General features: G+C 64.9%; 7 protein-coding genes. 2 read left to right on the top strand and 5 right to left on the bottom strand.

Going from position 1 to position 10,931, the window contains the following annotated elements:
* Window positions 1–450 (top strand): M48 family metallopeptidase (locus tag Q0C59_RS15910; RefSeq protein WP_291217262.1); only part of this gene is annotated, 450 nt, incomplete at its 5' end.
* Window positions 451–456: 6 nt separating this feature from the next.
* Here Q0C59_RS15910 and Q0C59_RS15905 read toward each other — a convergent pair.
* The 5 genes from Q0C59_RS15905 to Q0C59_RS15885 all read right to left on the bottom strand — a co-directional run bounded on the left by Q0C59_RS15905 (window position 457) and on the right by Q0C59_RS15885 (window position 9,987).
* Window positions 457–2,889 carry a DUF1631 family protein gene (locus tag Q0C59_RS15905; protein WP_291217260.1) on the bottom strand — a complete coding sequence of 811 codons (2,433 nt, stop codon included), beginning with the start codon at window positions 2,887–2,889 and terminating at the stop codon, window positions 457–459.
* A gap of 83 nt (window positions 2,890–2,972) precedes the next feature.
* Entirely contained in the window at window positions 2,973–3,926 is a 954-nt protein-coding gene (gene secF, locus Q0C59_RS15900) for a protein translocase subunit SecF (RefSeq protein ID WP_291217258.1), read from the bottom strand.
* Window positions 3,927–3,941: 15 nt separating this feature from the next.
* A complete protein-coding gene (gene secD, locus Q0C59_RS15895) occupies window positions 3,942–5,825 on the bottom strand; it encodes a protein translocase subunit SecD (protein ID WP_291217256.1) in 1,884 nt (627 codons plus the stop codon).
* A gap of 96 nt (window positions 5,826–5,921) precedes the next feature.
* Complete coding sequence (gene yajC / locus Q0C59_RS15890) at window positions 5,922–6,248, bottom strand: preprotein translocase subunit YajC (protein ID WP_291217254.1); 327 nt, start codon at window positions 6,246–6,248, stop codon at window positions 5,922–5,924.
* Window positions 6,249–6,387: 139 nt separating this feature from the next.
* A complete protein-coding gene (locus Q0C59_RS15885; RefSeq protein ID WP_291217252.1) occupies window positions 6,388–9,987 on the bottom strand; it encodes an indolepyruvate ferredoxin oxidoreductase family protein in 3,600 nt (1,199 codons plus the stop codon).
* Between the two features lie 181 nt (window positions 9,988–10,168).
* Between Q0C59_RS15885 and Q0C59_RS15880 the strand changes: the two genes are divergently transcribed.
* Window positions 10,169–10,678: an Lrp/AsnC family transcriptional regulator gene (locus Q0C59_RS15880; protein ID WP_291217250.1), complete on the top strand. Its 510-nt coding sequence runs from the start codon at window positions 10,169–10,171 to the stop codon at window positions 10,676–10,678.
* Window positions 10,679–10,931 lie beyond the last annotated feature (253 nt).

Here is a 10,931-nt window from a genome sequence, read left to right as displayed (position 1 = left end):
TTCTACACCGGCATCCTGGAAAAGCTGCAGCTCACCGACGACGAAACCGGCATGATCATGGGCCACGAAATGGCCCATGCGCTGCGCGAACACGCGCGGGCCCGGGTGGCCAAGAGCAGCGCCACCAGCATCGGCCTGTCGATCGCCGCGCAACTGTTTGGTCTGGGCCAGCTGGGCGATGTGGCGGCCAACCTGGGGACACAGCTGCTCACGCTCAAGTTCAGCCGCGAAGACGAGACCGAGGCCGATCTGGTGGGCCTCGAGCTGGCGGCCCGATCTGCTTACCGGCCGCAGGCCAGTGTGAGTTTGTGGCAGAAGATGGCGTCGGCTGGCGGTGGGGCGGGCCCCGGCTTCTTGTCCACCCACCCCAGTGGCCCCAACCGCATCCGCGAACTGGAGGCCAACGTGCCCCGCGTGCAAGGCCTGTACGAACAGGCCCGCAAGGGTTGACCCAGCTCAGTTGAGCAGGCGCTCGGGGTTGGCGTCGAGCTTCGAAAGTGCGTCGCGCGTGGCGCGCACGGTCAGCGCCTCTTCTTCGCTCGGCACGAGCAAGCCGGCCTGCAGGTACGACGCAACCCGCGTGGCCTGGATCAGGAAACAACGGCCGCCGTTGGTGACAAACAGGTAGAGCTGGCCGCGCTGGCTGCGCCAGGCCAGTTGCACGCTGTTGAGCTTGCCGTTGTGGTCCAGACCAAACCACGAACCGATCTGCAGTTCGACCGCCCACGAGCGCATGGCCTCGTTGGGCTGGCTGCCGCCCTGGTTGATCACTTCGATGTTGCTGGCGTCCACGCCGGTGATCATTTCGATGCTCTCGTTGTCCAGGTCCAGGTCGCCCAGACCGTTGGCGGGCAAATACTCTTCGAGGTTGGCCAGGCGGTCGGAAAGGTTGTCGAGCTGCTCCTGAGAGATGGCCTCGGTGCGGGACATGAAGGCATCGGCCAGCGTGTCACTCACCGACTTGATGTGCTGGTCCTGCATGCCGGTGGTGAAGCCCAGCAGGCCCATGCCCTGGCGCAGGCGCTGCAGCAAGGCCGGCAGTTGCTGGATCACGCGGGCGCGGTCGTCGCGGTTGGGTTTGGCGCTGGCCGCCCACAGCAGGTCGGAGGCCACCTGTTTGAGCGCACTGGTTTCCTCATGTCGCAGACCGTACTTGACGCTGGACACCGCCAGCACATCGACCCAGACCTTGAAGAGGAAGTCGCGCACCTCGTCACGCACCGGCACTTCGTCGAGCAGCTTGCGCAGCTCGATCGTGTACTGAACCGACAAGGTTTCCTTTTGCTCGACCTGCTGTGCCACGCTCACGAATCGGCTGGCGCTGCCCTGTTCGCTCAGGTAGGTCGAGAGGAATTTCTGGAACTCGTCGAACACCAGCTGGAAGACACGCCGGCCGGTCTCAGGGTATTGCTCGATCACCTGCACCACGCGCTTGATCTCGGCCTCCAGGGCGGCAGAACTGACGTTGGACTCAAAGCCCATCACGCACGACCCCATGCGGTCGATCAGGCGACGGGCCGGGTGCTGCAAGGCACTGAAAAACTCGGGCTCTGCCAGTGCCACGCGCAGCACCGGAATCTGCAGCCGGGCAAACCACACCCGCACGCTCGGCGGGATGCGTTCCTCGGCCAGAATGCTTTGAAACATGAGGGCCACCACCTCGATGGTGGCTTTCTCCGTGGGGGTGCTGGCGGCCTGTTTGAGTTCGGCCGTGCGCTGGCGCAAAACCACCGCCGCCTTTTCCACGTGCGTGGCATCCATGTAGACGGCACCTGGGCGGCTGTTGCCTGACACGTAGAAACCTGCGCCAGCGCTGTCGCCCGGCACCACACGCTGCATGGCCTGCGCCAGACCAGGCGATGGCGGCAGGATTTGCGTGGCTTCGAAGTCACCGCCGACCTTGTCGATCAGCATGCGCCGCAAACGGCCCACCACGCCTTGCGCCCGCATGCGCGCACGGGCCAACGGCGAAGCGCTGGTCATCATGCGGGTTTCGTCCTGCACACCCATGCTGGACGAGCTCGGCGTGCTCGGGCGTCCCGCCGGGCCGGAACCACTGAAGTCGCGTTGGCTCCCGCCCGAACTCGGACCAGCGCCTGGGTCCATGCCGGGATGTGCGCCCGCGGGTCGGAACCCGGCGCCGGCGCCACCAGGGCGAGCAGCGCCGCCGGGTGGGACACGTGTCCCCACCGGGCTGGACTGGGGGGGCGCCGCGGGCGGGCCGCCTTCGGCTCGCGAACCGGGCGCGCGCCTGACCAGCGCCTGCAGGTCGATTTCCTTCATCACGCCGCTGGCCACCAAAAATTCGTTGGCCGCCTTGTAGGCGTCGTGCAGCTTCATGGTCATGACCGGTGCCAGCGCGTCCTGCACCAGCGCCCAGGCATCGCGGGTCATCTCGGACTCCAGCCACTGGTCCACCAGGATGCGGGCGGTCACGTCGGGGAGCAACACGTCACCGCGCGACAGCTCCTGGCGCTTCTCCAGATGTTGCACACGCAGGCGCAGCTCGTTGAGTTCGGTGGACGCCTTTTCGAGCACGCGCATGGCCAGGCGAGACGCCATGATCTGGTCGTCGATGGCGCCCTCGGCCACCAGTTCAAGCGCACCCGACAGGCTGATGGGCTGACCGGTGCTGGAGGTGCGTGGCAGCAAAGTGCGCTGCAGCGCCTTGCGGCTCTGGTTGAGCCAGGTGGTCTGGTGTTTCTGGAAAGCGGTCCAGGCGTCGCGCCGGGCCTGCATGTCGCGCGCCGAGCCGGCTTGGTCGAGGATGGCGGTCAGGCGGGTGTCGCAGGCCTTGACCATTTCGGGAAGGGCACGACCCACGTGAACCACGAAGAGTTCACGTGCCTGTTTGGCCAGGGAGGAGACGTGCTGATCGGGCGGCGACACAATGAATTCAGTATGACACGAAAGGATTCAGCGTCCAGATGTTGGATCCACCTTGCAGGGTATGCCCCACGCAGTCTTCGCGCTTAAACCACAGCACCGGCGTTGGGATCATCCGGATCGCCTTCGTTCTTGCCGCTGGACTTGATCAGGTCTTCCCGTTTGATGCCCAGCCACATCGCCATGGCGGCACCCACGAACACCGATGAATAGATGCCGAAGCAAATACCGATGGTCAGGGCCAGGGCGAAATAGAACAGCGTCGGGCCTCCGAACAGCAGCATGGACAACACCATGATCTGGGTGGAGCCGTGCGTGATGATGGTGCGGCTGATGGTCGACGTGATGGCGTGATCGATGATCTGCTGCGTGCTCATCTTGCGCTGTCTGCGGAAGGTTTCGCGGATGCGGTCGAAAATCACCACCGACTCGTTGACCGAATAACCCAGCACCGCCAGCACGGCAGCCAGCACGGCCAGCGAGAACTCCCATTGGAAGAAGGCAAAGAAGCCCAGGATGATGATGACGTCGTGCAGGTTGGCGACGATGGCCGAGACCGCGTACTTCCACTCGAAGCGGAAGGCAAGGTAGATCATGATGCCCGCGATCACCATCCCCAGGGCCTTGAGGCCGTCTTCCACCAGTTCCCGCCCGACCTGAGGCCCGACGAACTCGGTGCGGCGCAGTTCCACACCGGGGTTCTGCGCCTTCAGCGCGGCCAACACCACGGTGCTTTGTTCGCCCGACGATTTGCCTGCCTGTACTGGCAGTCGCAGCAGCACGTCACGTGAAGTACCGAAGTTCTGCACCGGCACCTCGGCATAGCCCAGGCCTTCGATCACCTTGCGCACCGACTCCAGATCGGCGGGCTGTTCGTAAGCCACCTCCATCACGGTGCCGCCGGTGAACTCCACCGAGAGGTTCAAACCCCGGGTGGTCAGGAAGAACACCGCGAGAAGGAAGGTGATGAACGAAATGGCGTTCAGCACGATCGCGTGCTTCATGAACGGGATGTCCTTGCGGATGCGGAAGAGTTCCATGATGCGGTGCCTCGTTCAGTCGGCCTTGACGGCGGGGGTCTTGTCATCCGGGCGCCAGACGGTGCCAATCGACACGGTCTTGAGCTTTTTCTGTCGGCCATACCAGAGGTTGACCAGACCGCGCGAGAAGAACACCGAAGAAAACATGCTGGTCACGATGCCCAGGCAGTGCACCACCGCAAAACCGCGCACCGGACCGGAACCGAAGATCAGCAGCGCCAGGCCGGCGATCAACGAGGTGATGTTGGAGTCCAGGATGGTGCCCCAGGCCTGGTCGTAACCGGTGTTGATGGCCACCTGAGGTGACGATCCCCGGCGCAGCTCTTCGCGCACCCGCTCGTTGATCAGCACGTTGGAGTCGATCGCCATGCCCAGCGCCAGAGCCATGGCGGCAATGCCGGGCAAGGTAAGTGTGGCCTGCAGCATGGACAGCAGCGACACGAGCAGCAACAGGTTGAAGCCCAGCGCAATGCTGGAGAACATGCCGAAGAGTGCGTAGTACACGCACATGAACAGGACGATGACGGCAAAGCCCCAGATCACACTGTTGAACCCTTTGGCGATGTTTTCGGCGCCCAGGCTGGGGCCAATGGTTCGCTCTTCGACGATTTCCATGGGCGCGGCGAGCGAGCCGGCGCGCAGCAGCAGGGCCGTGTCGCTGGCCTCCACGCTGGTCATGGCGCCCGAGATCTGCACCCGGCCGCCGCCGATTTCTCCGCGGATCACCGGGGCCGTGACCACCTCGCCGCGACCCTTTTCAAACAGGATGATCGCCATGCGCTTGCCGACGTTCTCGCGGGTCACGTCGCGGAAGATGCGGGCGCCCTTGGCGTCCAGCGTGAGGTGTACCGCCGCTTCCTGGGTCTGGCTGTCGAAGCCGGCCTGCGCATCGGTGAGGTTTTCGCCGGTCAGCAGCACATCGCGCTTGACGATGACGAACTGACCGCTGCTCTCGGGGTAGCGTTCGGAGCCGAAGGGCACCGGGCCGGTTCCGCGTTCGGCTGCCTGACCGTCGGAGGACTCGTCCACCAGGCGCACTTCCAGCGTGGCGGTGCGGCCCAGGATGTCCTTGGCCTTGGCGGTGTCCTGCACGCCGGGCAGTTGCACCACGATGCGGTCGATGCCCTGCTGCTGGATCACGGGTTCGGCCACGCCGAGTTCGTTGATCCGGTTGTGCAGGGTGGTGATGTTCTGCTTCAAGGCCTGGTCTTGCACCAGGCGCGCCGCTTCGGGTTTGATGGTGGCCACCAGTCGAACGCCGGCCCCGTCGGGCGTCTCGTTCACGTCGAGGTCGGGAAACTGGTCCTGGATGAGGTCGCTGGCCGCCTGGGCGGTCTGGGCATCGGGCGCCCGCAGTTCAATGGTCCGCCCGCTGCGGCTGATGCCGCCGTGGCGCACGCCTTTTTCACGCAGGGCGCTGCGCAAGTCGGCGGCCAGCACATCGGCTCGGCGCTGCAAGGCCGCGGGCATGTCAACCTGCAGCATGAAGTGCACGCCACCGCGCAAGTCCAAACCGAGGTACATGGGCGAAGCGCCCAGCGAGATCAGCCACGTGGGTGTGCGCGGCAGGAGGTTGAGCGCGACCACGTGGCCAGGTTCGGCCGGATCGGGGTTGAACGCCTTTTCCAGCGCGTCTCGCGCCTTGAGCTGATCGTCGGTGTTCTCAAAACGGGCCTTGACCGAGTTGGCATCCAGCTGGATCAACCCGGCCTGGACACCTTGCGCCGCAAGCGCCTGCTCCACCCGGGTCACCGTGCCGCTGTCGATCCGCACGGTCGAACGCGCCGCCGATACCTGCACGGCGGGCGATTCACCGAACAGGTTGGGCAGCGCGTAAAGCGCACTGATCAGCAAGGCGACCAGGATGATCGCGTACTTCCACAGCGGGTAACGGTTCATGGTGATGCCGGCCCTGGAGGCCGCAAATGTGTCAGCGGGATCGGTTGCGGGTCTGATCAACAACGCGAAGGGCGGTCAGACCGCCCCATCGCACCGTCAGACGCTTTTCAGCGTGCCCTTGGGCAGCACCTGAACCACGGCGGTGCGCTGCATCTGGACTTCCATGCCATCGGCAAGTTCCACACCGACGTAGATTTCGCCGATCTTGGAAACCTTGCCGAGGAAGCCACCAGCGGTGACGACTTCGTCGCCCTTGGCCAGGGCCGCGACCATGGCCTTGTGCTCTTTCTGGCGCTTCATCTGGGGACGGATCATCACGAAATACAGCACCACGAACATCAGCACCAGCGGCAGCATGCCCAGGATGGTGGATTGGGTGTCGCCACCGGCGGCGGCTTGGGCGTAAGCGGAAGAAATGAACACAGGCGGTCTCCAACAGGTTCAGGAACAGGAAAAAGGCCGAGCGCCCGGACCCCGCATCACGCGGCGCCCGGGCGCTGGAACACAACCCGCGATTGTATGCCGGGGGGTGTGTCAGAGGGATGGGCGGATGACCGCTGGCTCAGGCGGCTTTGGCCAGGACGCTCAAGCCGGCCGGCTGGCGCCACTGGGTCAGCAAGCCCTCGCGACGCGTGCGCGCCGCGGCCAGGTTGCGCTCTTTCACATGCCCGAAGCCCTTGATGTGCTCGGGAATGCGGGCAATCTCCACCGCCAGGTCCAGGTTGGTCGCGGCCAGCTGGGCCAGCAGCGCCTCGACGTCGGCGCGGTACTCACCGATCAGCGCGCGCTCGGTGCGGCGTTCTTCGGTGCGGCCAAAAATGTCCAGCGCGGTACCGCGCAGGCCCTTGAAGCGGGCCAGCCATTTGAAAGCGGTGAACATGAAGGGGCCGAACGGCTGTTTGACCAGCTCGCCGCGTTCGTTCTTTTTGGCAATCAGCGGTGGTGCCAGGTGCACCTTGAGCTTGAAGTCGCCTTCGAACTGGCTGGCCAGGCGGGCGTGGAAGGCCGGGTCGCTGTGCAGGCGGGCCACCTCGTATTCGTCCTTGTAGGCCATGAGCTTGAACAGGTTGCGCACCACGGCCTCGCTCAGGGTGGTTTTGCCCAGCGGGGCCTCGGCCACGCGCACGCGGGCCACAAATTGCTGGTACTCGGCGGCGTAGGCGCTGTTCTGGTAGCCGGTGAGGAACTCCACCCGACGCGCGATCAGGTCGTCGAGCGACTCGCGCTTCTTGAACTGGATCACCTGCTCGCCGGCACCGGCCTTCTGCCACAGCGTGGCCACGGCCTGCGGGTTGTGCGCTGCGCGACGGCCCCACTCGAAGGCCGCCTTGTTCTTGTCCACCTGCACCGCGTTGAGCTCGATCGCGCGCATCAGCGAGGCCAGTTCCAGCGGCAGCCAGCCCTTCTGCCACGCGTAGCCCAGCATCATGGGGTTGGTGTACAGGCTGTCGCCCATCAGGCGCGTGGCGGCCGTTTCAGCGTCGAACGCGCCCACGGATTCGGCACCGAGGTTGTTCACCAGCGCGTCCACGCAGGCTTGCGCCGGGTTTTGCCAGTCGGGGTTTTTCACGAAGGCCGCAGTGGGTGTGGCGCTCACGTTCAGGGCCACGTGGGTGCGGCCGGCGCGCAGGCGGGCCCAGGTTTCCTTGTTGGCGCTCACGATCGGGTCGCAACCCAGGATCAGGTCGGCCGACGCGGCCGAGACGCGTGTGGTGCGGATGTCGTCCTGCTGCGCGCCGATGAGCACGTGGCTCCAGGTGGCGCCACCCTTTTGCGCCAGGCCCGCCGCGTCCTGCGTGACGATGCCCTTGCCCTCCAGATGCGCGGCCACGCCGAGCAGCTGGCCGATGGTGATGACACCCGTGCCACCGACACCGGCCACGATCACGCCCCAGGCTTCCGAGCCCAGCACCGGCAGCACCGGGGCCGGCAGCGCACCGCCGGTCCATTCCAGCGCGGCACCCTTCTTGTCCTTCTTGCGCAGCTGGCCCCCTTCAACCGTGATGAAGCTCGGGCAGAAGCCCTTCACACACGAGTAATCCTTGTTGCAGCTGCTCTGGTTGATGGTGCGTTTGCGACCAAATTCGGTCTCCAGCGGCTCGACCGACAGACAGTTGGACTGCACACCACAGTCGCCGCAGCCCTCGCACACCAGCTCGTTGATCACCACGCGCTTGGCCGGATCCACCAGCGTGCCCCGCTTGCGGCGGCGGCGCTTCTCGGTAGCGCAGGTCTGGTCGTAAATGATGACCGTTGTGCCCTTGATCTCGCGGAACTCGCGCTGCACCGCATCGAGCAGGTCGCGGTGCTGGATGGAGATGCCCTCCGGCAGGCCCTTCACGCCTGCGTACTTCTCGGGCTCATCGGTCACGATGGTGATCTTCACAGCGCCTTCGGCGCGCATGCTCTGCGCAATCTGCACCACGCTGTGGCCTTCGGGGCGCTCGCCCACCTGCTGGCCGCCGGTCATGGCCACGGCGTCGTTGTAGAGGATCTTGTAGGTGATGTTCACGCCGGCGGCAATGCTCTGGCGCACCGCCAGCAGGCCGCTGTGGAAGTAGGTGCCGTCGCCCAGGTTGGCGAACATGTGCTGGTCGTGGCTGAACGGTTGCTGGCCGACCCACGGCACACCCTCGCCCCCCATCTGGGTGAAGCCCACGGTGGCGCGGTCCATCCAGATGGTCATGAAATGGCAGCCGATGCCGGCCATGGCGCGCGAACCCTCGGGCACCTTGGTGCTGGTGTTGTGCGGACAACCCGAGCAGAACCAGGGCTGGCGCTCGGCACCGGCCACGCCCTGCGTGAGCAGGGTCTGCATCGACTGCTCCTGCGCGGTCAGGATGGCCAGCTGTGCGTCGATGCGTGCCATCACATCCTCGGGCACCTGCCCCATCTTCTTCAGGCGCTTGGCAATGGCGCGCGCAATGATGGCGGGCGACAGGTCGGCGTTGGCACGCAACAGCGTGCGCTCGCTCGGGTTGGGCATGGACCACTCGCCGCCGCTGAAATCGCCCTCGGCTTCTTCAAACTTGCCCAGCACGTTGGGGCGCACGTCGGGCCGCCAGTTGTAGAGCTCTTCCTTGAGTTGGTACTCGATGACCTGGCGCTTTTCTTCCACCACCAGGATCTCGCGCAGGCCGGTGGCGAATTCGCGCGTGGTCTGCGCTTCCAGCGGCCAGACCACCGCCACCTTGTGCAGGCGCAGGCCGATGCGCCGGCAGGTCTCGTCGTCCAGGCCGAGGTCCAGCAGGGCCTGGCGCGTGTCGTTGTAGGCCTTGCCGCTGGCGATGATGCCGAAGCGGTCGTTCGGACCGGCGATCACGTTGTGGTTGAGCTTGTTGGCGCGTATGTAGGCGAGTGCGGCATACCACTTGAAGTCGAACAGGCGGGCTTCCTGGTCCAGCGCGTGGTCGGGCCAGCGGATGTGCACGCCACCGGGCGGCATCACGAACTCGGGCACCACGATGTTCACGCGGTCCGGGTCGATCACGGCGGTGGCGCTGGACTCCACGATCTCCTGGATCGTCTTCATGCCCGCCCACACGCCGCTGAAGCGGCTCATGGCAATGGCGTGCAAGCCCAGGTCCAGAATGTCCTGCACCGAGGTCGGGAAGAACACCGGCAGGCCGCAGGCCTTGAAGATGTGGTCGCTCTGGTGCGCGGCGGTCGAGCTCTTGGCCACGTGGTCGTCCCCGGCCACCGCGATGACGCCGCCCCATGGCGTGGTGCCCGCCATGTTGGCGTGTTTGAACACATCGGAGCAGCGGTCCACGCCCGGGCCCTTGCCGTACCAGATGCCGAACACGCCATCGAACTTGTTGGTGCCGGGCGGCGCAAATCCCAGCTGCTGCGTGCCCCACAGCGCGGTGGCGGCCAGCTCTTCGTTCACGCCCGGCTGGAACACGATGTTCTGCGCCTTGAGGTGGGGCGCCGCCTTCTGCAAGGCCTGGTCGTAGCCACCCAGTGGGGAGCCGCGGTAACCGCTGATGAAGCCCGCGGTGTTCTTGCCCACCAGGGCGTCGCGCTGGCGCTGCAGCATGGGCAGCTTCACCAGCGCCTGCACGCCACTCATGAAAGCGCGCCCCTGGTCGAGCGCGTATTTGTCGTCCAGCGTCACGGTTTCCAGGGCGCGGCGGATGTGTTCGGGCAGGGGGGCGTTCATCGTTGTGTCTCCGTGATGGGCAGGGTCGCCTCGTGGGCGTTTCATGGGCCGACGCCGTGCGCCTCGTAGGCACACGGCTCCAGTGTGGCGCACAGTGTATGCCCCGTCGCGCGACAGGTGTTTGCGTTTCATGCCCGATTTATCGATGATCAAGCAACATTCTTTCTCCGAAGAGGCTCCCATGGAAACACTCGACAAGTTCGACATCACCATCCTGCAAGAACTGCAAAGCGATGGCCGCCTCACCAACGCCGAACTGGCCCAGCGCGTGGGCCTCTCGGCCGCCCCATGCTGGCGCCGCGTGCGTGCGCTCGAAGAGGCTGGCTTCATACGCGGCTACCGCGCGGAGATCGACCGCGAAAAGATCGGCCTGGGCGTGCTGGCCTTCGTGCGCCTGGACGCCGACCGCAACAGCGGCGACGTCACGCGCAAGCTGGAGAACGCGATCCGCGAGATTCCCGAGGTCGTGTCCTGCCACTACATCAGCGGCTCCGGCACCTTCGAGCTGCAGGTGGTCAGCCGCGACCTCAACCACTTCAGCCAGTTCGCCCGCGAGGTCCTGCTCAACCTGCCCAACGTGAAGGACCTGCACACCAGTTTTTCTCTGGGCGAAGTGAAGTCGGCGAGTGCACTTCCGTTGTCTCACCTGCTGGCAAAAAGTACGAGCTCGGCAAACCGCTCCAGAACTTGAACATTTTTGTGGCCATTCGTCTAAAGTTTTCGACCGTTGGGTAACAAAGTCGCCGTAAGTTGTTGAGATATGTGAATTTTTTCCTATTGTTAGCTTGCCATCGGTCGTGTCGTTTCGTAACATTGGGCCAACCAACCCCGTGGAGCAGGTACCTGAAAGTGCTCAGTCCACACATCTCACTTCCACTTGAAGGAAACGTCGTGAAAAAAGCCCTGCTGCTCAAAACCACCCTGGCCCTGGCCCTGGCCACCCC

The sequence above is a fragment of the Hydrogenophaga sp. genome (assembly GCF_022844385.1).
In the GTDB taxonomy this organism is placed as follows: Bacteria; Pseudomonadota; Gammaproteobacteria; order Burkholderiales; family Burkholderiaceae_C; genus Hydrogenophaga.
Note: the sequence above shows the minus strand (reverse complement) of the source record. Positions and strands in the feature narration are given on the sequence as shown.